The organism is Aeromonas sp. MTB (genome assembly GCF_056632455.1).
Genome location: NZ_CP147026.1, coordinates 4,379,133 through 4,402,500, shown reverse-complemented (window position 1 = coordinate 4,402,500; position 23,368 = coordinate 4,379,133). Strand labels below are relative to the sequence as shown.

General features: G+C 59.1%; 16 protein-coding genes, 1 tRNA gene and 3 rRNA genes (1 of these 20 running past the window's edge). 16 read left to right on the top strand and 4 right to left on the bottom strand.

Annotation, left to right across the window (positions count from 1 at the left end; genetic code table 11):
* From WBR25_RS20180 to WBR25_RS20130, 11 genes are all read left to right on the top strand, one after another.
* Positions 1-2,728 (top strand): 23S ribosomal RNA (locus tag WBR25_RS20180) (it extends 162 nt beyond the left edge of the window).
* Between the two features lie 123 nt (positions 2,729-2,851).
* Positions 2,852-2,966, top strand: a 5S ribosomal RNA gene (gene rrf, locus WBR25_RS20175).
* A 46-nt stretch (positions 2,967-3,012) separates the two neighbouring features.
* A tRNA-Thr gene (locus tag WBR25_RS20170) sits at positions 3,013-3,088 on the top strand.
* Positions 3,089-3,115: 27 nt separating this feature from the next.
* A 5S ribosomal RNA gene (gene rrf / locus WBR25_RS20165) occupies positions 3,116-3,230 on the top strand.
* A 165-nt stretch (positions 3,231-3,395) separates the two neighbouring features.
* Positions 3,396-4,361, top strand: a complete 966-nt coding sequence (ebgR, locus tag WBR25_RS20160) for a transcriptional regulator EbgR (RefSeq protein WP_129504952.1) — start codon at positions 3,396-3,398, stop codon at positions 4,359-4,361.
* A gap of 321 nt (positions 4,362-4,682) precedes the next feature.
* Positions 4,683-7,757, top strand: a complete 3,075-nt coding sequence (gene ebgA / locus WBR25_RS20155) for a beta-galactosidase subunit alpha (RefSeq protein ID WP_479749067.1) — start codon at positions 4,683-4,685, stop codon at positions 7,755-7,757.
* Complete coding sequence (locus WBR25_RS20150; RefSeq protein ID WP_224969130.1) at positions 7,754-8,209, top strand: beta-galactosidase subunit beta; 456 nt, start codon at positions 7,754-7,756, stop codon at positions 8,207-8,209. Before ebgA ends, WBR25_RS20150 begins: the two co-directional genes overlap by 4 nt.
* A 103-nt stretch (positions 8,210-8,312) precedes the next feature.
* On the top strand, positions 8,313-9,758 hold the full coding sequence (locus WBR25_RS20145; RefSeq protein ID WP_005339567.1) for an amino acid permease: 1,446 nt from the start codon (positions 8,313-8,315) through the stop codon (positions 9,756-9,758).
* 76 nt (positions 9,759-9,834) lie between these two features.
* Positions 9,835-10,173 carry a tRNA-binding protein gene (locus WBR25_RS20140; protein WP_058056268.1) on the top strand — a complete coding sequence of 113 codons (339 nt, stop codon included), beginning with the start codon at positions 9,835-9,837 and terminating at the stop codon, positions 10,171-10,173.
* 166 nt (positions 10,174-10,339) lie between these two features.
* Positions 10,340-11,785, top strand: a complete 1,446-nt coding sequence (locus WBR25_RS20135; protein WP_058056267.1) for an amino acid permease — start codon at positions 10,340-10,342, stop codon at positions 11,783-11,785.
* A gap of 293 nt (positions 11,786-12,078) precedes the next feature.
* On the top strand, positions 12,079-13,029 hold the full coding sequence (locus WBR25_RS20130; protein WP_479749065.1) for a bile acid:sodium symporter family protein: 951 nt from the start codon (positions 12,079-12,081) through the stop codon (positions 13,027-13,029).
* Between the two features lie 79 nt (positions 13,030-13,108).
* Here the strand turns inward: WBR25_RS20130 and ovoA are convergent, their stop codons facing one another.
* Positions 13,109-15,259 (bottom strand): 5-histidylcysteine sulfoxide synthase, encoded by a 2,151-nt coding sequence (ovoA, locus tag WBR25_RS20125; protein ID WP_479749064.1) that lies wholly within the window; start codon positions 15,257-15,259, stop codon positions 13,109-13,111.
* A 363-nt stretch (positions 15,260-15,622) separates the two neighbouring features.
* Between ovoA and WBR25_RS20120 the strand changes: the two genes are divergently transcribed.
* Positions 15,623-16,345, top strand: coding sequence for a head GIN domain-containing protein (locus WBR25_RS20120; protein ID WP_479749062.1), 723 nt, complete (start codon positions 15,623-15,625; stop codon positions 16,343-16,345).
* A 50-nt stretch (positions 16,346-16,395) separates the two neighbouring features.
* On the opposite strand, the gene fghA is transcribed toward WBR25_RS20120, so the two are convergent.
* Both fghA and WBR25_RS20110 read right to left on the bottom strand, forming a co-directional pair.
* On the bottom strand, positions 16,396-17,232 hold the full coding sequence (gene fghA / locus WBR25_RS20115) for an S-formylglutathione hydrolase (RefSeq protein WP_479749060.1): 837 nt from the start codon (positions 17,230-17,232) through the stop codon (positions 16,396-16,398).
* Positions 17,233-17,280: 48 nt separating this feature from the next.
* The gene (locus WBR25_RS20110) at positions 17,281-18,408 is read right to left on the bottom strand and encodes an S-(hydroxymethyl)glutathione dehydrogenase/class III alcohol dehydrogenase (protein WP_479749059.1); all 1,128 of its coding nucleotides are present in this window, start codon (positions 18,406-18,408) and stop codon (positions 17,281-17,283) included.
* A 120-nt stretch (positions 18,409-18,528) separates the two neighbouring features.
* On the opposite strand from WBR25_RS20110, the gene WBR25_RS20105 reads away from it, so the two are divergent.
* The 4 genes from WBR25_RS20105 (at position 18,529) to WBR25_RS20090 (ending at position 22,277) form a co-directional block, all read left to right on the top strand.
* Entirely contained in the window at positions 18,529-19,434 is a 906-nt protein-coding gene (locus tag WBR25_RS20105; protein ID WP_479749058.1) for a LysR substrate-binding domain-containing protein, read from the top strand.
* Positions 19,435-19,597: 163 nt separating this feature from the next.
* A complete protein-coding gene (locus WBR25_RS20100; RefSeq protein ID WP_042031961.1) occupies positions 19,598-20,092 on the top strand; it encodes a hypothetical protein in 495 nt (164 codons plus the stop codon).
* A 39-nt stretch (positions 20,093-20,131) separates the two neighbouring features.
* Positions 20,132-21,256 carry an HlyD family secretion protein gene (locus WBR25_RS20095; RefSeq protein WP_479749056.1) on the top strand — a complete coding sequence of 375 codons (1,125 nt, stop codon included), beginning with the start codon at positions 20,132-20,134 and terminating at the stop codon, positions 21,254-21,256.
* Positions 21,246-22,277, top strand: a complete 1,032-nt coding sequence (locus WBR25_RS20090; RefSeq protein ID WP_042031959.1) for a DUF2955 domain-containing protein — start codon at positions 21,246-21,248, stop codon at positions 22,275-22,277. The genes WBR25_RS20095 and WBR25_RS20090 overlap by 11 nt, the downstream gene beginning before the upstream one ends.
* Before the next feature lie 90 nt (positions 22,278-22,367).
* Here WBR25_RS20090 and WBR25_RS20085 read toward each other — a convergent pair whose 3' ends face one another.
* A complete protein-coding gene (locus WBR25_RS20085; RefSeq protein WP_042031958.1) occupies positions 22,368-23,231 on the bottom strand; it encodes a YicC/YloC family endoribonuclease in 864 nt (287 codons plus the stop codon).
* Positions 23,232-23,368: the final 137 nt, after the last annotated feature.

The window sequence follows — 23,368 nt, the reverse complement described above, 5'->3', positions numbered from 1 at the left end:
TACATAGGTAACAGAGGCGAACCGGGAGAACTGAAACATCTAAGTACCCCGAGGAAAAGAAATCAACCGAGATTCCCTCAGTAGCGGCGAGCGAACGGGGATTAGCCCTTAAGCATCTTGGAAGTTAGTGGAACGGTCCTGGAAAGGCCGGCGATACAGGGTGATAGCCCCGTACACGAAAACGACCTTGATGTGAAATCGAGTAGGGCGGGACACGTGACATCCTGTCTGAATATGGGGGGACCATCCTCCAAGGCTAAATACTCCTGACTGACCGATAGTGAACCAGTACCGTGAGGGAAAGGCGAAAAGAACCCCTGTGAGGGGAGTGAAATAGAACCTGAAACCGTGTACGTACAAGCAGTGGGAGCCCTTCGGGGTGACTGCGTACCTTTTGTATAATGGGTCAGCGACTTACATTTTGTAGCGAGGTTAACCGTATAGGGGAGCCGTAGGGAAACCGAGTCTTAACTGGGCGTCTAGTTGCAAGGTGTAGACCCGAAACCGGGTGATCTAGCCATGGGCAGGTTGAAGGTTGAGTAACATCAACTGGAGGACCGAACCCACTAACGTTGCAAAGTTAGGGGATGACCTGTGGCTGGGGGTGAAAGGCCAATCAAACTCGGAGATAGCTGGTTCTCCCCGAAAGCTATTTAGGTAGCGCCTCGGACGAATACTACTGGGGGTAGAGCACTGTTTGGGCTAGGGGGTCATCCCGACTTACCAACCCCATGCAAACTCCGAATACCAGTAAGTAATATCCGGGAGACACACGGCGGGTGCTAACGTCCGTCGTGAAGAGGGAAACAACCCAGACCGCCGGCTAAGGTCCCAAAGTTCTGGTTAAGTGGGAAACGATGTGGGAAGGCTCAGACAGCTAGGATGTTGGCTTAGAAGCAGCCATCATTTAAAGAAAGCGTAATAGCTCACTAGTCGAGTCGGTCTGCGCGGAAGATGTAACGGGGCTCAAACCAGGCACCGAAGCCGCGGATTCACACTTATGTGTGAGTGGTAGGGGAGCGTTCTGTAAGTCTGCGAAGGTGTATCGAGAGGTATGCTGGAGATATCAGAAGTGCGAATGCTGACGTAAGTAACGATAAAGGGGGTGAAAAGCCTCCTCGCCGGAAGACCAAGGGTTCCTGTCCAACGTTAATCGGGGCAGGGTGAGTCGACCCCTAAGGCGAGGCCGAAAGGCGTAGTCGATGGGAAGCAGGTTAATATTCCTGCACGACTTGTAATTGCGATGGGGGGACGGAGAAGGCTAGGTGGGCCAGGCGACGGTTGTCCTGGTGAAAGTGCGTAGGTGGTGTTTCTAGGCAAATCCGGAGACACAACACTGAGACACGAGACGAACGCACTACGGTGCGGAAGCCATTGATGCCCTGCTTCCAGGAAAAGCCTCTAAGCTTCAGATTACAAGTCATCGTACCCCAAACCGACACAGGTGGTCGGGTAGAGAATACCAAGGCGCTTGAGAGAACTCGGGTGAAGGAACTAGGCAAAATAGAACCGTAACTTCGGGAGAAGGTTCGCTCTTGATGGTGAAGTCCCTTGCGGATGGAGCTGTCGGGAGTCGCAGTGACCAGATGGCTGGGACTGTTTATCAAAAACACAGCACTCTGCAAACACGAAAGTGGACGTATAGGGTGTGACACCTGCCCGGTGCCGGAAGGTTAATTGATGGGGTTAGCGCAAGCGAAGCTCTTGATCGAAGCCCCGGTAAACGGCGGTCGTAACTATAACGGTCCTAAGGTAGCGAAATTCCTTGTCGGGTAAGTTCCGACCTGCACGAATGGTGTAACCATGGCCATGCTGTCTCCACCCGAGACTCAGTGAAATCGAATTCGCCGTGAAGATGCGGTGTACCCGCGGCTAGACGGAAAGACCCCGTGAACCTTTACTACAGCTTGGCACTGAACATTGAACCTACATGTGTAGGATAGGTGGGAGGCTTTGAAGGCGTGACGCCAGTTGCGCTGGAGCCGTCCTTGAAATACCACCCTTGTATGTTTGATGTTCTAACGCAGGGCCCTGAATCGGGCTCGCGGACAGTGCCTGGTGGGTAGTTTGACTGGGGCGGTCTCCTCCCAAAGAGTAACGGAGGAGCACGAAGGTTGGCTAATCCTGGTCGGACATCAGGAGGTTAGTGCAATGGCATAAGCCAGCTTAACTGCGAGACGGACAGGTCGAGCAGGTACGAAAGTAGGTCATAGTGATCCGGTGGTTCTGAATGGAAGGGCCATCGCTCAACGGATAAAAGGTACTCCGGGGATAACAGGCTGATACCGCCCAAGAGTTCATATCGACGGCGGTGTTTGGCACCTCGATGTCGGCTCATCACATCCTGGGGCTGAAGTCGGTCCCAAGGGTATGGCTGTTCGCCATTTAAAGTGGTACGCGAGCTGGGTTCAGAACGTCGTGAGACAGTTCGGTCCCTATCTGCCGTGGGCGTTGGATGATTGAAGGGAGTTGCTCCTAGTACGAGAGGACCGGAGTGAACGAACCTCTGGTGTTCGGGTTGTCACGCCAGTGGCACTGCCCGGTAGCTAAGTTCGGAATCGATAACCGCTGAAAGCATCTAAGCGGGAAGCGAGCCCTGAGATGAGTCATCCCTGACCCCTTGAGGGTCCTAAAGGGCCGTTGGAGACCACAACGTTGATAGGTGGGGTGTGTAAGCGCGGCAACGTGTTGAGCTAACCCATACTAATTACCCGTGAGGCTTAACCATACAACACCCAAGAAGTGTTTCTGGCCTTGTAGCAAATACCAAGCGAACTACTAATTCAGTGATAGTGACAAGGCAAACTAGCCAAGTTGTTATTCACGTCAGCTTTCTAGATTAAAGAATTTGCCTGGCGGCCATAGCGCCGTGGAACCACCTGATCCCATGCCGAACTCAGAAGTGAAACGCGGTAGCGCCGATGGTAGTGTGGCATTCGCCATGCGAGAGTAGGACACTGCCAGGAACCCAATTTCAAGATTACGCCCAGCGTGGTCTTTACCGGTTAGTGTGCTGATATGGCTCAGTCGGTAGAGCGCATCCTTGGTAAGGATGAGGTCCCCAGTTCGATTCTGGGTATCAGCACCATTTTCAAGTTAGTTTTAAAAGCTTTTGCCTGACGGCAATAGCGCCGTGGAACCACCTGATCCCATGCCGAACTCAGAAGTGAAACGCGGTAGCGCCGATGGTAGTGTGGCATTCGCCATGCGAGAGTAGGACACTGTCAGGCACCTATTTAGAAAAGGCCTCCCATTCGGGAGGCCTTTTTGCATTTCTGCGTTCCAAAAATCTGTCATGCCGCCGGCATTTTAGTAAAAGTGCTGGGCTATCAAGGGATTGCCCGTTACTCTTTAGCCGTTGCCGATTAACACGTGATGCTGCCAGCGAGGTATTGATGGCTACGTTGAAGGAAATTGCACAGGAAGCGGGGGTTTCTCTCGCCACGGTATCCCGGGTACTGAACGAGGATCCCAGCCTGAGCGTCAAGGAAGAGACCAAGCAGCGGATCTTCGAGATTGCCGAACGGCTGGAGTACAAGACCAGCAGCGCCCGCAAGGGGGTACACAAGAGCAAGCTGCACTTTCTGGTGGTCTATGCCTATCCCCAGAGTACCGAGGTCAACGACCCTTACTATCTCGCCATCCGTTATGGTATCGAAACCCAGAGTGCCCGCCTCAATATCGAGCTGACCCATCTCTACAACTGCGGTGAAGGGCGTGAGCTGAGCGCCGTGGATGGCATTCTGGTAGTCGGCACCCTCACAACCGAGCGTCTCGCCCAGCTAAGGGCTTGTTCCAGCCAGCTGGTGTTTGTCGACTGCCGTTCACAGGGAGAGTTCGACTCGGTCGATGTGGATCTCGCCCTGATCAGCCAGCAAGTGGTGGATTATTTTATCGCTCAGGGACACCAGCGTATCGGTTATATCGGTGGCCAGGATGAGAATCCGGATCTGCGTGAATTGGCCTTCCGGGATTATGGCCAGCGGCTGGGGGTGGTGCAGGAGAGCGATCTCTATCGTGGGGACTTCTCCAGCGCCTCCGGCTACCAGTTGGCGAAGGAGATGCTGGCAGGGGATTGGCCCAAGGCGCTGTTTGTCGCCTCCGACTCCATCGCGATTGGTGTGTTACGTGCCATTCATGAGAAGGGACTGGCGATTCCCCAGCAGATCGAGCTTATCAGCGTCAACGATATTCCAACCGCCAAGTTCACCTTCCCACCGCTCTCCACTGTGCGGATCCACTCCGAGTTGATGGGCTCCCAGGGGGTCAATTTGCTGGTTGAACGGCTGCGTGACGATCGTGATATTCCACTCCGGGTGTTGGTACCGAGCAAGTTGACCCTGCGTGGCACTACTCGCTAATTTTAGTAAAATAATCTGCTTTTTAGTCGCGCCATCTTGCGGTGGTGCGACACCTCTCTCAAGCAAACCTCTTTCCCATATCATCCAGCAACTTCATATAATATTGTTTTATAATTGATTTTATTGATAATCAGCCAACTCTTATCAACATCCATGCCACTCCTCCATATCTTGCCTTCCTTTATCTCCCGCCTCTGATCTCGCTCACAAAACCATCTGTTCATTGTGATCAGGTTAAAACTTTACCAACTCAAAACTGATATTTAGTAAATGTTTATCTAAGGTTTACTCAGTTAACGTTGCCTTGTTCCGGGAGGACATGTGAATAACTGGGAAAACGTCCAATTCGTTGGTGAAAACAGGCTGGCCCCGCGTGCCTACTTCTTCTCTTATGCCGACCACGCGCTGGCGGCCACCATGCAGCGCGAGCTGAGCCGCCGTTTTCTGAGCCTTGGCGGCCAGTGGCAGTTCCACTACTTCGACCACCCCCTGCAGGTGCCGGAGGCCTTCTATCACAGCCCCATGAGCGAGTGGGGCCAGATCACCGTGCCCAACATGTGGCAGATGGAAGGACATGGCCAGCTGCAGTACACCGACGAAGGTTTTCCCTTCCCCATCGATGTGCCCTTCGTGCCGACCAACAACCCCACCGGTGCCTATCAGCGCAGCTTCACGCTGAGCACGGCCTGGGACGGCGAGCAGGTGATCATCAAGTTTGACGGGGTGGAGACCTACTTCGAGGTCTATGTGAACGGCCACTACGTCGGCTTCAGCAAGGGCAGCCGTCTCACCGCCGAGTTCGATATCAGCGCCTACGCCAAGGTTGGCGAGAACCTGCTGTCAGTGCGGGTGATGCAGTGGGCCGACTCCACCTATATCGAAGATCAGGACATGTGGTGGATGGCGGGGATCTTCCGCGACGTCTATCTGGTGGGCAAACCGGCCGCCCATGTGCAGGACTTCTTCATCCGCACCGCGCTGGCCGATGACAATCAAAGTGCCACCCTGAGCTGCGACATTCAGCTGGAAAATCTGGGGACGCCCGTCCGTGATCACCGTCTGGTCTGGTCCCTGCTGGATCAGGGCAGCGAGATCGCCAGCGGCTCCCTCGACCATCTCGCCATCGACGGCAAGTGTGATTGCCGCTTCACGCTGGATCTGGCCAATCCCCATCTGTGGAGCGCCGAAGATCCTTACCTCTACCAGCTGCAACTCTCCCTCTACAACGGTCGGGGTGAGCTGCTGGAAGTGATCCCGCAGCGGGTCGGGGTGCGTGAAATCAAGGTCAAGAATGGCCTCTTCTACGTCAACGGCCACTACCTCAAGCTGCACGGGGTGAACCGTCACGACAACGACCACCTCAAGAGTCGCGCAGTCGGCATGGATCGTGTTGAACGCGATATCGTGCTGATGAAGCAGCACAACCTCAACTCGGTGCGCACCGCCCACTACCCGAACGATCCTCGCTTCTATGAGCTGTGCGACCAGTACGGTCTGTTCGTGATGGCGGAGACCGACGTGGAGACCCACGGTTTTGCCAACGTTGGCGATCTCAGCCGCATCACCGACGACCCCTTCTGGGAGCCGGTGTTCGTGGATCGCATCGAGCGCCACGTGCACGCCCAGAAGAACCACCCCTCCATCATCATCTGGTCGCTCGGCAACGAGTCCGGCTACGGCTGCAACATCAGAGCTATGTACCAGCGCTGCAAGGCGATCGACCCGACCCGACTGGTGCATTACGAAGAGGATCGCGATGCCGAGGTGGTGGATGTGGTGAGCACCATGTATTCGCGCGTCTCCCAGATGAACTGCTTCGGCGAGTTCCCGATGGCGAAGCCGCGCATTCTCTGCGAATACGCCCACGCCATGGGCAACGGCCCGGGTGGCCTGAGTGAATACCAGCAGGTGTTCGACCGCCATCCCCACATTCAGGGCCACTACATCTGGGAGTGGTGTGATCACGGCATTCTGGATCAGGACGAGCAGGGCCGCCCCGTCTACAAGTACGGCGGCGACTACGGCGACTACCCCAACAACTACAACTTCTGCATGGATGGCCTCATCTATCCGGATCAAACCCCGGGGCCTGGCCTGCGCGAATACAAGCAGGTGATCTGCCCGGTCAAGGTGCGGGCTCTGGATCTGGCCTGCGGCAAGCTGGCGGTGGAAAACCGCTACTGGTTCTCCACTCTCGACGACATCCGCCTGCTGGTTGAAGTGAAGGCCGAGGGCGAGCTGCTGGCCAGCCAGCAAATCCGGCTGGAAGGTATTGCCCCCGGTGCCATCACCGAGTTGCAACTCGAGCTGCCATCCCTCGATGGGCGGGAAACTTTTGTCCAGCTGCGGGTCATCAAGGCCACCGCCACCCGCTATAGCGCGGCGGAACACGAGCTGGGCCAGTACCAGTTCCAGCTGAAAGAGTCGACTCGCCAGCTGCGACCCTTTGCCAACCCCAACGCTACTGCGCTGCAGATTGCCGATGAGCGCCTCGCGCTTGTCTTAAGTGGCAGCGGCTTTGCCCTGCGCTTCTCGCGCCTCGACGGCAAGCTGGTGAGCTGGCAGCAGGATGGTATCGAGCTGATTGAGCGCTCGCCGCGCCTCACCTTCTTCAAGCCGATGATCGACAACCACAAGCAGGAGTACGAGAGCCTGTGGTACCCCAGCCACCTGCAGATCATGCAGGAGCACTTCCGTGGCTTAAGCTGGCGTCAGCTGGGCGAGGCGGTCGAGGTGACGGTGGAGAGCCTGATCGCGCCGCCGGTGTTCGACTTCGGCATGCGCTGCCGCTACGTCTACACCCTGAGCCCGAATGGTCAGCTGCACGTGGCGCTCTCTGGTCAGCCTTACGGCGGCTACGACGACATCATCCCCAAGATCGGCTTCGAACTGGGCATTCGTCAGGATCTCGACCGGGTGCACTACTACGGCATGGGACCGGGCGAGAACTATCAGGACAGCCGCCAGAGCAACTGGATCGACAGCTTCCAGAGCACAGTCAGCGAGATGTGGGAGCACTACCCCTTCCCGCAGGACAACGGCAACCGTCAGCAGGTGCGCTGGGCGACCCTGACCAACCGCCACGGCGCCGGTCTCTACGTGCGGCCCGATGCCCCCATCAACCTGAGCGTCTGGCCCTACAGCTGGGAGCATATCCACGCGGCGCAGCACATCAACGAGCTGGAACCGAGCGGTTATCTCACCCTCAATCTGGATCACAAGGTACTGGGGCTAGGCTCCAACTCCTGGGGCTCCGAGGTGCTGGACTCCTGGCGGGTGCGCTTCGAGCCATTCAGCTTCGGCCTGACCCTGCTGCCCATCGCCCGTGGCAACCTCAATCCGGCTGCGCTGGCCGGGATCGATCTCTCCATCAACGGCGGGAGGAACCTCGCATGATCACTCTGGACAACCTGACCCTGTTCAAAAACATCTACCGGGAGGGCAAGAAGTGGGGCCGCTGCGTGGAGGCCATCAACAACCTGCCGAACCTCAAGCCCGGCATCTGCCACTCCATCGGTGACTCCCTCACCTACCGCTTGCAGGAGGGGGCCAGCCCGGCCACCTCCCTGTTCGAGGGGCAGCGCCGCTACTTCGACGTTCACTACTACCTGGAAGGGGAAGAGACGGTGGAGTGGGCTGCCAAGAGCGAGCTGGCGGTCGAGCAGGCCTATGACGACACCACCGACCGCGAGTGGCTGGCAGGCGAGGTGCGTGAGCGCCAGAAAGTCGGCAACGGTCAGGTGGTGATCTTCGAGAACGATGAAGCCTACCGGTTCGTCGGCGATGCGCCGGTGCGCAAAGTGATCATCAAGGTCACCGTCGAAGGCGGCTACTTCAAGAACAAATAACAAGCCGCTGGTTCTGCACTGATAAAAGCCGGAAGGGCGGGGCTCACCCTACAAATCATGCCCCGCTCTTTCGCGGCAATAACTACAGGTCTGGAGATGCACCATGTCTGATTCCAAACGCAATACGATAGGCAAGTTTGGTTTGCTGTCGCTCACCTTCGCGGCGGTATTCAGCTTCAACAACGTCATCAACAACAACATCGAAATCGGTCTGGCCTCGGCCCCGATGTTCTTTCTGGCCACCATTTTCTACTTCATTCCGTTTTGCCTGATCATTGCGGAATTTGTGTCACTGAATAAGAACTCCGAAGCGGGTGTTTATGCCTGGGTGAAGAGCTCCCTCGGCGGGCGCTGGGCCTTTATCTCCGCCTATACCTACTGGTTCGTGAACCTCTTCTTCTTCACCTCGCTGCTGCCGCGGGTTATCGCCTACGCCTCCTATGCCTTTCTCGGCTACGAGTACATTCTCACTCCGGTGGCGACCACGGCATTGAGCATGGTGCTGTTTGCCTTTGCCACCTACGTCTCCACCAACGGCGCCAAGATGCTCGGCCCCATCACCTCGGTGACCTCGTCCCTGATGCTGCTGCTGACCCTCTCCTACATCCTGCTGGCGGGAGCGGCACTGGTGGGCGGCGTGCAACCGGCTGACCCCATCACGGTAGAGGCCATGATCCCCGATTTCAGCTGGGCCTTCCTCGGCATCACCACCTGGATCTTTATGGCAGCCGGTGGTGCCGAGTCAGTGGCGGTCTACGTCAATGACGTGAAAGGGGGCTCCAAATCCTTCGTGAAGGTGATCATCATCGCCGGGATCTTTATCGGCGTGCTCTACTCCATCGCATCGCTGTTGATCAACGTGTTCGTACCAAGCGGTACCCTGAAATATACCGGCGGCTCGGTGCAGGTATTTGAGGGGCTGGCGGCCTACTTCGGCCTGCCGGAGATCCTGATGAACCGCTTCGTCGGGCTGGTCTCCTTCACCGCCATGTTCGGCTCCCTGCTGATGTGGACGGCGACCCCGGTGAAGATCTTCTTCTCCGAGATCCCGGCCGGCATCTTCGGCAAGAAAACCGTCGAGCTGAACGAGAACGGCGTACCCGCCCGGGCAGCCTGGATCCAGTACCTCATAGTGCTGCCGCTGATGGTGATCCCGACCCTGGGCTCCAACACCGCGCAGGATCTGATGAACACCGTCATCAACATGACCGCCGCCGCCTCCATGCTGCCGCCGCTGTTCATCATGCTGGCCTACCTCAATCTGCGCCTGAAGCTCGACCACCTGCCACGGGAGTTCAAGATGGGGTCGCGCACCACCGGCATCGCCGTGGTGTCGGTGCTGATCGCCATCTTCTCGGTGGGCTTCCTCGCCTCCACCTTCCCGACCGGCGCCGACATCATGACCATCATCTTCTACAACGTCGGCGGGATCGTGATCTTCCTCGGCTTCGCCTGGTGGAAATACAACAGATACGAGGCCTCCCTCAGCGCCGAAGCGCGCGCGAAAGAGGCCCAGCCGACGGCGCAGGTTGCCATGCAGACGCCATAGGCACGGCTTTTAATCCCAATCAAACCGGGTGGCCGTTGGCCACCCGCAAACCGTTGAACCAGAAAAGGAAAAGAGCATGAGCGAGACGATCGAGTTTGCCGAATTCAAACGGGTCGAGATGAAGGTGGGCAAGGTGCTGGAGGTGGTGCGTCATCCCGGTGCCGACAAACTCTACATCGTCCAGATCGACGTGGGGGGCGAGCGGCCGCTTCAGACCGTCACCAGTCTGGTGCCTTACTACAGCGAAGAGGAGCTGATGAGCAGCGAAGTGGTAGTGCTGACCAACCTCAAGCCCACCAGGATGCGCGGTGAGCGCTCCGAGTGCATGTTGCTCTGTGCCGAGACCCCGGACGAGAGCCAGAGCGTGCTGCTGCAGCCGCGGGTGCCGATGGCGCCGGGCACCCCGATCGTCTGACTGGTATTGCGAGCCGGTGCGGGAGACGGCACCGGTTCAGCAACGAGGCCGTCCACGCGGCCCGATCATAACAAGAGAGTAAAGCGCGGGGCCGACAGACCCTTGCTGAACACATCACAGAGTCACAGCGTTACCCGCAGGGAGCGCAAGTCCACTGGAGGACACCATGTCTGAATCCGTACGCGGCACCATAGGCAAGTTTGCCCTGCTGTCGATGACCTTTGCCGCCGTGTTCAACGTGCGCAACATCGTCAACAACAACATCGAGCTGGGGCTCAGCTCCGCCCCCATCTTCCTGCTGGCGACCATCGTCTACTTCATTCCGTTCGTCTTCATCATCGCCGAGTTCGTTTCGGCCAACAAAAACTCCGAGTCGGGGATGTACGACTGGCTGAAAAAGCCGCTCGGTACCCGGATGGCCTATCTGGGCTCGTTTCTCTACTGGTTTGTGAACCTGTTCTGGTTCGTATCTCTGCTGCCCAACGTCATCGCCTACGCCTCCTACGCCATGCTGGGCTATGAGTACAGCTTCTCCCCCATGGTCACCTCGATCATCTCCATCGTGCTGTTCGCGGCGGCGACTCACATCTCCACCAAGGGGGCGAGCTGGCTGGGCAAGATTGCCGAAATAGTGGCCTACGGGGTGTTTGCCCTGTTCGCCATCTATGTGCTGGGCGCCCTGATGGCCCTGAGTGGCGATCATGTGCCGGCCCAGCCCATCACGCTGGAGGCGATGACCCCCACCGTCAACTGGGCGACCCTCGGCATCATGTGCTGGATCTTCCAGGCGGCGGGCGGTGCCGAGACCGCAGCGGCCTACCTCAATGATGTGAAGGGCGGCCAGAAGTCCTTCATCAAGGTGATCATCAGCGCCGGTATCGTCATCGGTGCCATGTATGCGGTCGGTTCCCTGTTGGTGAACGTGTTCGTACCGCGTGAGAGCCTCACTTATGCCGGCGGCATGGTGGAGATCTTCACTGGCATGGCGCAGTATTTCGGGCTCTCCGAGGCGCTGGTGGGCCGCTTCGTCGGCGTGGTGCTGTTTATCGCCATGTTCGGCTCCATGATGATGTGGACCTCGGCGCCGGTGAAGATCCACTTCTCCGAGATCCCGCAGGGGGTTTACGGCGAGAAGACCACCCAGCTCAACGAGCACGGTGTGCCGGTGCGCGCCGCCTGGTGGCAGTTTGTCTTCGTGTTCGCGATGCTGGTGGTCAACGGCTTCGGCTCCGAGTCGGTGCAGCAGATGATGAACACCGCCATCAACCTCACCGCCGGTACTGCCATGTTGCCACCGATCTTCATCATGGTGGCCTACTTCGTGTTCCGCTGGAAACATGACGACACCCCCCGTGACTTCCGCATGGGGTCGCGCAAGTTCGGGATGGGTGTGGTGTCGGTGCTGATCGCCATCTTCGTGGTGAGCATGAGCGCCTCCGCATTCCCGGCCGGGGTGGATCTGGTGCGCGCCTTCTTCATCAACGTCTTTATGACCGCGGTCTTCTCGGCACTGGCCTACTGGTGGATCTCCCGCTTCGAGAAGCGGCAGGCCCGCAAGCTCGCCGGCAATGACAAGAAAATCGGCAACGGCAAGCTGGCCAGCCAGCGCTGATCGGCTGGATGAAAAAGCGTGACGGGCGGCCTGGGTCGCCCGTTTTTTTTATCCATTTAGCCCCGGTTTGGCGCTATCTGGCCGCGGGTCAGCAACTTCCGCTATTCGACAAAGCAAAGGCGTTAAGCATTGATGAACAATTAACCGCTGCACAACGTTGCGCCTCTCCGTTATCGGGGTAAGCTGGAGGTTCGTTTTAGCGGGAGGTGCCAGACATCTCCCGCTCTGTTTCTTGTCCTCCCCAATCCTGACTGCCGCCACGGTAGCAGGATGCCCTCTGATGGAGACCTTTCGTGCGTCTGGATCCCTTTACTGTTGTGCTGATTGCGGTGGTCACCCTAGCCTCCCTCTTTCCCTGCGAGGGGCAGGTGGCTGTCTGGTTCGGTCTGCTGACCAAGCTGGCGGTGGCGCTCCTGTTCTTCATGCATGGCGCCAAGCTGTCACGCCAGAACCTGCTGGCGGGCCTCGGTCACTGGCGGCTTCATCTGGTGGTGATGGCCAGCACCTTCGTGCTCTTTCCGCTGCTCGGGCTGCTGCTCACGCCACTGGTACCGAGCTGGCTGAGCCCGGCCATCTACCTCGGCTTCCTCTATCTCTGCGCTCTGCCTGCCACAGTGCAGTCGGCCATCGCCTTCACCTCGATGGCGGGGGGCAATGTGTCGGCAGCGGTGTGCAGCGCCTCGGCCTCCAGCATCCTCGGCATCTTCCTCTCGCCGGTGCTGGTGGGGATGATGATCCACGTGCAAGGGGAGGGGATCGACACCTGGCACTCCATCCAGTCCATCATGATGCAGCTGATGCTGCCGTTCGTGGTCGGCCACCTGTCACGTCCACTCATCGGTCGCTGGGTCGACAGCCATCGTCCGCTCATCGGCAAGCTGGATCAGAGCTCCATCCTGCTGGTGGTCTATGTCGCCTTCAGCGAGGCGGTGGTGCAGGGGATTTGGCATCAAGTAGGTTGGTACGATCTGGCCAGTATCGTGCTGCTGAGCTGCGTCTTGCTGGCGCTGGTGCTCTGCTGGAACGTCTGGATCAGCCGTCGTCTCGGTTTCGACAAGGCGGACGAGATCACCATCGTCTTCTGCGGCTCCAAGAAGAGTCTCGCCAACGGGGTGCCGATGGCCAACGTCATGTTCCCGGCCGTCAGCGTCGGGGTGATGGTGTTGCCGCTGATGATCTTCCACCAGATCCAGCTGATGGTCTGCGCCGTGCTGGCGCGCCGCTATCACGAGCAGGGGCATTGATACTCGCGCCGTTTTTATTGCCATAACAAGAGGGAGGCCCGTTGGCCTCCCTCTTCTCATCTGCATGCCGATCGGCGGACTAGCGTTTGCGCCAGACGGTCAGCTGCGCCACCGTGTGCTGGTATTTGCGGGCTGTTTCGCGGATGACGAAGGGCACATCCCGCGGCGGGCAGTGCTCCTCGAACTCCGCCGCCAGCAGCCGTTGCAGCGCCTGATAGGTGGTGAGCGCCTCGCCGTTTTCACGAATGCCACCGAGCCAGTTGGTGGGCGGGGTATATTCCGCCAGCCAGGTATAAGGGCTGGTGAGCACCAGCAGGCCACCGCTGCGCAGCCGGGGGGCGATATCCCGCAGGAAGCGAGCGGGCTCCCGCAACCGATCGATCAGGTTGGAGGCGAGCACCAGATCATAGTGGTCATATTTGGGCTTGAGGTTGCAGGCATCCCCCTGACTGAAGTGGATGCGCTCAGCCTGACTCGCCCCCAGCCCGTGGCTCGACAGGCGCGCCTCGCAATACTCCACCAGTTCACCCTCCAGCGGAATGGCGTAGCGGAAGCTGTCCTGGCTGGCGAGGGCCAGCGCCACATCGATGAAGCGGGCCGAGTAGTCGACCCCGTCCACATGCTGGAAGTGGCGGGCCAGTTCGAAGCTGGCGCGGCCGGTGGCGCAGCCGATATCCAGCGCCCGCTGGTGGTTGCTGCACAGGTCGCCAGCAAGATCAGCAAGCGTCTTGGCGTAGTTGGCTACCCCGAAGTGGCTCGGGCCGTACTGGAAGTCGAGGTACTGAGCGACCAGCGTGTCGGTTTCATAGGGATTCACGATAACGGGTTCCTGATAACGGGAGACCAGATAGCGGAAACCCGCATGCTGGAAGAAGTGACACCGGAAGGCGTAACGGGATGATTTGAGCGCTTCGTTACCTGTGCTGATCCAGCTGCCGCCCTTGATCAGGGTGTGCTTGCCATCAAAGGTGGGGGTGGAGAAGTCGTCGTAGAGCGGGTGGATTTTAAAGCCGTCGAAGCCATCGATGGCGGTGCTGGTCCATTGCCAGACATTGCCCACCAGATCGAAGAACTCCCCTTGCGGGCAGGCATCCACCGGGCAGGGGGAGGCGTAGCGGGCCAGATTGATATTGCCGGGGGCCTGTGTCCAGTCCGGCTGATCGCCGGGAACTTGCTCGCGCAGCAACTGCCACTCTGCCTCGCTCGGCAGCTGGATGGGGAGCCCGGTCCGGGCCGCCTTCCAGCGACAGAAGGCAGCCGCCTCCAGCTGGTTGACCTCGACTGGCCAGTCCCAGGGCATGGCGACCTGCTCGGTCATCAGCCGCAGCTGCAGTTGTTCGGGCTTGGTGGAATCACCCACCCAGAAGGTGGGCATCTGCGCCTTGGCGTACTGGCACCAGCCCCATCCCTCCTCATCCCACCACTGTTGCTGGCCGTAGCCGCCCGCCTGGACGAAGGCGAGGTACTCGGCATTGCTCACCAGCATGCGGCTGGCCTGAAACGGGGCCAGCTCGATATGGCGTTCGCCATATTCGTTGTCCCAGCCGTAGGTGGCGTCCCGTTTGCCCAGTCGCACTTTGCCGCCGGCCACCGGCAGCAGGCTGTTGGCGGGCACCTGATCAATGTGGCGGCGTGCTTCGGCGCAGGCGGGCCAATAAGGCTGCGGCCGCACCCAGGCGAGCGGCAATTGGCGGATCAGCACGCTGGAGGTCTCGAGGTGGATGCGCTCGTGCTCTATCCCCATCAGGATCACCCAGGCCGGGCTCTGCCAGTCGATGGGCAGGGTGAGCGGCATCTGCCGGATGAAGTCGCACACCAGTGTACGGACTCTGGCTCGATAGCTGCGCAGCTCGGTAACCTTGGGCCAGTCGTAGTGGGTCTCGTCCAGATCGTCCCAGCTCATCTCGTCCACCCCGATGGCGACCATGGCCTCGATGCGGGCATCCAGCCGCTGATCGATCAGGCGTGCCGCCAGCAGCTTGTTGATAAAGAAGGCGGCGGTGTGGCCGTAGTAGAAGATGAGCGGATGGCGCAGCGGGATCGCCTTGTTGAACCAGGCCCGCTCATCGGCCAGACAGTCGAACAGCGAATCGTAGAGATCGAAGGTCTGGCAAAAGTAGGTGAGCAGCTCGCGCCGTTTCTGCTCGGGATCGCTGCCGGTCAGCAGCGGGGTGCGAGTCGGTTCCGGCAGACCGATGGCGGTGGCATAGAGAGGGCTTGCTTGGGTCACGCTCTGACTCCTTGTTGGCAGTGAAGACTGACAAGACAGTGGTAATTACATTACCGCAATGGAGAGCTTGGTACGCACGAAGTACCACTATTGGCTCAACAGACCGGCAGGGCAATTAAAAACTTCCACGGGCTGTCAGCATAGTGACCGGCAGGGCGACCCGCCAATCAGCCACAATCATATCCGTTCGAGAATGGTTATTTTCACCAAAATATGGTCTAAATGGCTCTCTGGATTCTTCGGTTTGTTCTGGGTTTAATGGTTATTTCCTTTTGAATCATTAAGTTAATTTTTGGCTCACGCTTTGCAAAGCATGAAAACCAATTGGCCCTGGATGGCCAACACATAAGGAGGAGAGTAGCGATGAAATGGATGATGGTTGTCATGTTGATGGCGGGGCTCAGTGGTTGTCACTGGCTGGATCAGACCAGAGTGACCGGAACGGGGGCTGTGGTCGAGCGCCAGCAGGCGCTGGGCGAGCGGGTGACCCGGGTGTTGGCGGGAACTCCGGCCACCCTCCATCTGGTGGCGGGCGAGCAGCGCGGGATCCTGATCAAGGGGCAGGCAAATCTCTTGCCCTATCTGGAGCTGAGTGAGCGCGGCAGCAAGCTGGAGATCGAGGTGAAGGATGGTTACCGACTGCGGCCTACCGAACCGCTGGAGATCACCATCACCCTGCCAGAGCTCAGTGAAATGGCGCTGGCAGGTACCGGCAACGGCGATCTGAGTGGCTTCAAGGGCGAGGCGCTGGAACTGTCGGTGGCTGGAACCGGTGGTATCGTCGCCAGCCAGCTGGAGGTACAGCGATTGAAAGGCAATATCGCTGGTGCAGGTAGCCTGGATCTGGGGAGCGGCTCTGCCACTAGCATCGAGCTGAACATTGCCGGTGCTGGCGATGTGCTGGGCAGCGAAATGCGTGGCAACGAGGTCGAGGTCAATATCGCCGGCAGCGGTGATGTGGAGGTACGGGCCCAGAAAACGCTCAAGATCGGCATCGCAGGCACCGGCAATATCACCTACTGGGGTGACCCCGAGGTGGAGCAGCAAATCGTGGGCTCCGGCGGGGTGACCCGCGCGGGCAGCTGAAGCCAACCGATCACCACAACTGAAACAGGCCCGCAACGGGCCTGTGTTGATCAGAGATGGCGGGCGTGAAAGCGCAGGTGCGCCTCGATAAAGCTCGCCACGAAGTAGTAGCTGTGGTCATAGCCTTCGTGGCGGTTGAGCTCCAGCGGCCACCCCTTGCTGGCCGCCACCTCGGCCAGCGCATCGATATGCAACTGCTCGGCGAGGAAGGGATCATCCAGCCCCACATCCACCAAGGTTGGTAGCGGCGTGACCGGCTGGTGGCGCAGCAGCTGGCAGGCATCCCACTCCTGCCACAGCAGAGGATTGCTGCCGAGATAGGCGCCAAGCGCCTTCTGGCCCCAGGGGCAACGGCTCGGGTGGCAGATCGGGCTGAATGCCGAGACCGAGCGGTAGCGACCCGGCTCTCGCAACGCGGCGATCAGTGCTCCGTGACCGCCCATGGAGTGGCCGCTGATGGCGCGTCGGGTCGAGACCGGGAAGTGGGTCTCTATCAAGTCGGGCAGCTCGCGGGTGACGTAGTCATACATCTGGTAGTGAGCCTGCCAGGGGCTCTGGCTGGCATTGACGTAAAAACCTGCCCCCATGCCGAGGTCATAACCGGGATCGTCGGCCACGCCGTCGCCACGGGGGCTGGTGTCCGGCGCTACCAGTGCTATGCCCAGCTCGGCGGCGATACGCTGGGCACCCGCCTTCTGCATAAAGTTCTCATCGGTGCAGGTGAGGCCGCTGAGCCAGTAGAGCACGGGCACCTTCTGGCCGGTGAGAGCCTGAGGCGGCAGATAGATGGCAAAATTCATCTCGCAGCCGAGCACGCTGGCGCTGTGGCGATAGCGCTTGTGCCAGCCGCCGAAGCTCTTGTTGCTGCTGATAATCTCCAGATTCATCAAAGGACTCCTGCACCCCGCCCACGATGGCGGGCGGGGTGATCATGCTCAGTAGTGGATGACGGTGCGGATGCTCTTGCCTTCATGCATCAGATCGAACGCCTCGTTGATCTGCTCAAGCCCCATGGTGTGGGTGATGAAGTCATCGAGGCGGAACTCACCCTGCATGTAGCGCTGCACATAGCTCGGCAGTTCGCTGCGACCGCGAACCCCGCCGAAGGCGCTGCCGCGCCAGACCCGACCGGTCACCAGCTGGAACGGACGGGTGCTGATCTCCTGACCCGCTCCGGCCACGCCGATGATGACCGACTCGCCCCAGCCTTTGTGGCAGCACTCCAGCGCCGCGCGCATCACCTTGACGTTGCCGATGCACTCGAAGGAGAAGTCGACGCCGCCGTCGGTCAGCTCGACGATCACCTCCTGGATGGGCTTGTCGTAGTCGTTCGGGTTGATGCAGTCGGTGGCGCCCAGCTTGCGGGCAAGCGGAAACTTGCTCTCGTTGATATCGATGGCGATGATGCGACCGGCCTTGGCCAGACGGGCACCGATCACTGCGGAGAGGCCGATGCCACCCAGCCCGAAGATGGCGACGCTCTCACCTTCCTTCACCTTGGCGGTGTTCATCACGGCGCCGATGCCGGTGGTGACGCCGCAGCCGAGCAGGCAGACCTCTTCCAGCGGGGCGGCCGGGTCCACCTTGGCGATGGAGATCTCCGGCAGTACCGTGTATTCGCTGAAGGTGGAGGTGCCCATGTAGTGATAGATGGGCTGGCCATCTTTCGAGAAGCGAGTGGTGCCGTCCGGCATCAGCCCCTTGCCCTGGGTGGCACGGATCTTCTGGCAGAGGTTGGTCTTGCCGGATTTGCAGAATTTGCACTCGCCGCACTCGGGGGTGTAGAGCGGGATCACGTGATCCCCCACCTTGACGCTGGTGACCCCTTCGCCGACCGATTCGACGATGCCGCCCCCTTCGTGGCCGAGAATGCAGGGGAAGACCCCTTCCGGATCTTCACCGGAGAGGGTGAAGGCATCGGTGTGGCAGACGCCGGTGGCGACGATGCGCACCCGCACTTCGCCCGCTTGCGGCGGCATGACCTCGACCTCTTCGATGGAGAGGGGCTGACCCGGACCCCAGGCGATGGCGGCTTTACACTTGATGCTTTGAACCTGTGCCATGAATGACATCCTTCTTGTTGAGCTGGGTGAACAGAGATGAGTTCGGACAGTCAGTGTAGTTTCCCGCCGATTTGGTGATAATGAGGGCAAATCTCAAATCACTTTTACACACAGGTAATAATGTTCGGCTGGGAAGGGATCTGTGAATTTGTCAGCGTGGCGGAGCAGGGGGGCTTTACCCCGGCGGCGCGCAAGCTGGGAGTGTCGGTGGCGCAAGTGAGTCGTCAGGTGGCGCAGCTGGAAGATCGGCTGCAGGCCAAGCTGCTGCTGCGCACCACCCGTCAGGTGCGACTCACCGAACTTGGCGAGATCTACTATCGCCACTGCCGTCAGCTGCTGGACAACCTCTACGAGGCGGAGCTGGCGGTGGGGCGCCATCAGGCGGTGCCGCAAGGCACCCTGCGCATCACGGCCCCCGTCTCCTACGGCGAGAGCCGCATCGCCCCGCTGGTGAACGACTTCATGGTGCGCTTCCCCCAGCTGGAGGTGACCCTCAATCTCACCAACCAGCTGCTGGATCTGGTGCATGAGGGCTACGATCTGGCGCTGCGGCTCGGTCATCTCAAGGATTCGACGCTGGTGGCGCGCAAGCTGGCGCAGCGGGTGCCCTATGTCTGCGCCTCACCGGCTTACACCGCCCGCCACGGCATGCCCAACAGCCTCTCCGAGCTGACTCGCCACACCTGTCTGGTGGGCAACAGCGACGAGTGGCACTTCACCATGGATGGCCGCTCCCACAGCGTGCGGGTGCGCGGCTTGTTACAGTGCAACAGCGGCCATGCCCTGCTGGATGCGGCGCTCAAGGGGATCGGCATCATCCAGCTGCCTGACTACTACGTGAGTGACCATCTGGCCCGTGGCGAGCTGATCGAGCTGCTGCCCGAGCTGCGGGCCCCGGCGGAGGGGATCTGGGCCCTCTATCCCCATAACCGCCACCTCTCCCCCAAGGTGCGATTGCTGGTGGACTATCTGGCCGAGCGGCTGAGCGACCCGCACCAACCGGCGCTGGTGATGCCGATTGGTTAGGGTATGCCGGGCTTCAGTGGAAGCTCGTATACATAACAGGGTCATCAAGAATCGAGTATCATCCCCAATCAGATAGATGGAAGCAGGCCGAGCTGTGAATATGTCAGAGTCGGCTCTTCGCATTTGTAGCCATTTTTGTATTCAGTGATGAGGAAGTTTATTAATGTCAAAACCAGATATCCGGCTTCAGGACTCTCTTGTCGCAGGCTTGATTAACGGTGTGATCAACGGCTTGATTGCACACTGGCATTTCAAGGGGGTCGATTCTGTACCCTTGTCGGTCAATGCCATTGCCCACGAGCAGACATCGGTGTGGGGCGAGGCGGTATCCCTGACCTTCGGTCTGGGGATCATACTGTCGCTGATCACCGCCAAGCTGTTCGTCAACCATCTGCACAAGGCTCGTCCTGCGCTGCAAAGCAGCTTCAATCCCTCGTTCTTGCGCACCATGCTGCCTATCGCGATTACCCAGTGTGCCGCCCTGTTCGGCTGGTTTGTGGCGCTGGCGGTGATCTGGACCAAATACATGGGTGAAATTGCCGTCTCCAGCTTCTGGGCCGCCATTCTGGTCGGTGGATTTGCTTTTGTTATCACCCTGTTTATTGAATATCGCACCAAGCAGAATCTGATCTTCAAGAAAGTCAGCCTTCTGGATTGATTCTGCCTCCCCATTTATTTCAGAAAAGGAATAACCCTCATGAGTGATCCGAAGAGCGCGGCAACCGAGAAAACGGCCGCTACCGTGCCTGCCGCACAGGACAAGACCAAGCAGGCCCGTTCGCTGACTTATGGTATTTTCCTGGCAGTTTTTATTCTCTGGATTTACAGCCTGTGGGCCGATCGGGTGACCCCCATGACCGATATGGGAAGGGTCAATGGCGAAGTGATCCGTCTTGCTCCGCAGGTATCCGGCCCGGTGGCCAGCATCCATGCTGCCAATAACGATGAAGTGTCGAAAGGGCAGCTGCTGGTCACTATCGAGAAAGCGCCGTTTGAGCTGGAAGAGAAGGCGGCCGAGCTCGCTTTGCAGCAGGCGGCCCAGTCCTATCATGCCGATTCTGCCTCCATCAAGGTTGCGAAAGCCAATGAGGCTTCCGCCCGCGCTGCGGCCAACAACGCCAGATTGCAGGTGGAGCGATATCGGGCCCTGCTGAAAAAGGGCACCATCAGCCGTGCAGCGATGGATGACAGCCTGACCCAGCTGCAAACTGCCGAGGCCAATCTGGCGCAAACCGTCTCTGCGCTGGAAAAGGCCCGTTTTGAGATTGGCCCGCGCGGTGAAGAGAACCCCGAGATTCAGGCCGTGCTCAACAAGCGTGCCCAGGCCCGCCTCAATCTCGAACATACCGAGCTGAAGGCGCCCGCCAATGGCGTCATCACCAATCTGGCGCTGGCCAAAGGCAACTATGCCAGCGCAGGCCAGCCGCTGCTGACGTTCATCAATACCGATAAGCTCTGGCTGACCGCCATGGTGCGGGAGAACTCGCTGGCCTATTTGAAGCGGGATGATGCCGTCAAGCTGGTATTTGATGCTTATCCGGGTAAGGTCTTCACCGGCAAAATCACTTCCATCGGTTTTGGCAGCAGTGGCAATGGCAGCCTGCAGGTCAATACCGGCACCGGGTTGCTGGATTCCCCTACCTCCCAGCCGAGCGCCCAGCGCTTCCCGGTCAATATCCAGTTTGATGACCTTCCGCCCGGCGTGAACCCGCGCTTCGGTGGCCGTGCTGTCGTCGCCTTCTACCCGGGAGAGTCCTATCTGGGTGAGCGGTTGGCAGATATCTGGATATGGGCATGGAGCTACATAAGCTATGTTTCATAGTCCAGCCAATGCCTTGCTGCGGGTAGCGCTGTTTCCGGTGCTACTGCTGTTTTGGCAATTTGTCTTTGGTACGGATTTACCGCTGCTGGCCCCGGCCATGTGCGCGGTATTTCTCACCACCACCCATAACCCGCCACCGCTCATCATGGTATTTCTGATGGCCGGGGTCTTGTATCTGACCTCCTGGATACAGGCATGGCTGGCAACCTTGTTGCTGGATTACCCCCATGTCTATTACCTCGCGCTGCTGGGCGTATTCTACTGGTGCATGGACCGTACCCGGAAAAACGCGCAGGACCTGATAGCGATCCTGCTCATCGTGGCGACTGCCATGATTGCGGTGTTCGTCAAACAGAAGGGGATTTCGGTCGACCAGATACCGCTGGCGCTGTTGAAGAACATCTTCGTGGCAGGGTTTACCGCGTATCTGGCCTATTTCATCTTCCCGGGTGGTGAGCCGTTAACGGATGCCGCTGCTGCAGCCAATGGTGCAGGCAAGACGCCTCATCAGGATTGGCACACCCTGTTCAAGGCGGTACTGGTGCTGACGACTCTCTGTGTCGGCATCACCCTGGATCTGGAGCAGAGCACCATCATTGCCATCGTGGTCGCGCTGATTATCAAGGATCCCAATCCGGCGCTCGGGCACAACTACGGTATCCGGCGGTTGCTGACCACCTATGCCAGCGTGCTCTATGCCGTGCCGCCCCTGATCATGTGCGTATTTCAAACCAACCTGATTGGGCAACTGGGGGTCACTCTGGTGTGCGCCCTGTTTATGGGGATCCACGCCGTCGAGAAAAAGGCCAGTTACAACTCGATCCAGCTGCTCTATTCGAGTTATGTGGTACTGGTGTTCTACTCGATCACCTCGACCAGCATCGATGCGCTGAGCGATGGTCTGATCCGCTTCGGTTCGGTGATGCTGGCGGTGATCCTGGGGGTAATGGCACTGATCATCATGCAGCCCAGATCGCCTGCCGAGGTGGCAGTGCAGCGAGCAGATCACCACCCCGGCTGAGAAGCTGCCTCTACCGCTTTTGCCGTAGTCATAAAAAAGAGCCCTTGAGAAATCAGGGGCTCTTTTTATTGGTAAGCGAGGGTTAATCGATCACTCGATGTTCTGGATCTGCTCGCGCATCTGCTCGATGAGAACCTTCAGCTCGACGGCGGACTGGGTCACTTCGGCGTTGATCGACTTGGAGCCCAGCGTGTTCGACTCGCGGTTGAACTCCTGCATCATAAAGTCGAGACGACGACCGCAGGCGCCACCCTTCTTCATGATCTTGTTGGTTTCGCTGATGTGCATCTCCAGACGATCCAGCTCTTCGGCCACGTCGATCTTCTGGGCCAGCAGCACGATCTCCTGCTCGATGCGGGCCGGATCCAGCTCCACCTTGGCTTCGGCCAGACGGTCGGTGAGCTTCTGGCGCTGCCACTCGATGATCTGCGGCAGATGGACGCGCACCTTCTTCACTTCCACCTGAATACCGGCCAGACGCTGTTCGATCAGCGCCTTGAGGTTGGCCCCTTCGCTGGCGCGGGAGGCGAGGAAATCTTCCATGGTCTGGTCAAAACCGCCGAGCAGCTCGGTGGCGACCGCGTCCATGTCCTGTTCGGCGGCAGCCATGACGCCCGGCCAGCGCAGTACATCGACCGGATTGAGCTGACCCTGACCCGCCTCTTTCATTACCCAGCTGGCGCTGTCGATGATCAGCTTGGCCAGCTCTTCATTGATATGGAGCTGGCTGGCTGCGGCCTGAGCGGCCTCGAAGCGCAGGTTGCACTCCACCTTGCCGCGCTGCAGCTTGGCGCGGAAACGCTCACGCAGAACCGGCTCCAGGCTGCGCAGTTGCTCCGGCAGGCGAATGTAGGTCTCCAGATAACGCTGGTTGACCGAACGAATTTCCCAAACGGCTGTGCCCCAGTCGCCCTTGAGTTCCTTGCGGGCGTAGGCGGTCATGCTGTGAATCATTGATTGTTCCGGGCTTGATGAAGTGTGGCTGGATTATACCCAGCGGGGGCCGGTGCGTCAGCCGAAGTGTTGGTTTTAGCGGCTGATATTTGGGCCGCGATGGCTTATACTCCTGCGCCAATTCAGCCAGCCCAGAG